General features: G+C 43.2%; 1 protein-coding gene. It reads right to left on the bottom strand.

Going from position 1 to position 264, the window contains the following annotated elements; all coding sequences use genetic code 11:
• Window positions 1–264, bottom strand: a 264-nt coding sequence (locus AAEY88_RS14030; protein WP_350563363.1) for a hypothetical protein, incomplete at both ends; no start/stop codon positions are given.

The raw sequence follows: 264 nt of genomic DNA, 5'->3' as shown, positions 1-264 counted from the left end.
CATCTAAACCTGCGCCCGCTAAGTCAGCGAATGTAAAGGTATAAGTTTTCCACTCACCAGCAACGGGTGCATCGCCAGCATCGGTTAATGGAAGCTCTACCGCTGTATCGCCTTCATTAGATTCAATCTTCATTGTCCAAACAGCTGCTGGATCATTTGGATTTGACATTACTTTTACATCAAACTGTAGTACACCATTTTCTAAAATACTTGTTGCATCAAATGGTTTACCACTACCACCGGCTGAGGTGCGAGTATTAAAGC

The organism is Psychrobacter sp. CAL346-MNA-CIBAN-0220, assembly GCF_040309805.1.
Taxonomy (GTDB): domain Bacteria; phylum Pseudomonadota; class Gammaproteobacteria; order Pseudomonadales; family Moraxellaceae; genus Psychrobacter.
The sequence above is the reverse complement of the archived record's forward strand: the minus strand, read 5'-3'. Positions and strand labels throughout refer to the sequence as shown.